This window comes from Mesorhizobium sp. M3A.F.Ca.ET.175.01.1.1 (assembly GCF_004791945.1).
Taxonomy (GTDB): domain Bacteria; phylum Pseudomonadota; class Alphaproteobacteria; order Rhizobiales; family Rhizobiaceae; genus Mesorhizobium.
Genome location: NZ_SRTP01000114.1, coordinates 1 through 392, shown reverse-complemented (window position 1 = coordinate 392; position 392 = coordinate 1). Strand labels below are relative to the sequence as shown.

Genomic DNA, 392 nt, shown 5'->3' with positions numbered 1-392 from the left:
GCGGTGACCACCCTGACCCTGTCGGCGTTAACGGTCACCGGGACGCCAAGATCGATTGTCACCCTGCCCTCATCGATATGGGTGACATCGCCGGTCAACTCAACCGGCTGGCCCCGCTTCACCTTCGAAGTTCGGTCGACGATCGAATGCGGGAAGCCGTAGGTCGGGATCGAGACGCTGACACGGTCTTCGGTGACGCGCCGACGCACCGTCGCGGTGATCGCGACCTCGTCGCCGACCTTGATGCCCCTTGCCATCTCCCGATTCTGGCGCGCTGTTGGCGGCCGTCAAGCCGCTGCTTATATGCGCTTGATGTTCAGGCTGCCCGAGATCACCTACCCTCTGACGATCGACACCATCGGCAAGATGCTGGCGTTGGGTCACGAAATGAC

Annotated in this window: 1 protein-coding gene; it reads right to left on the bottom strand. The window is 62.2% G+C overall.

Annotated features, from left to right (window positions below; all coding sequences use genetic code 11):
* The coding region (locus EN818_RS30990; RefSeq protein ID WP_135906630.1) for a hypothetical protein at positions 1-257 on the bottom strand (257 nt) is incomplete at its 3' end.
* Positions 258-392 lie beyond the last annotated feature (135 nt).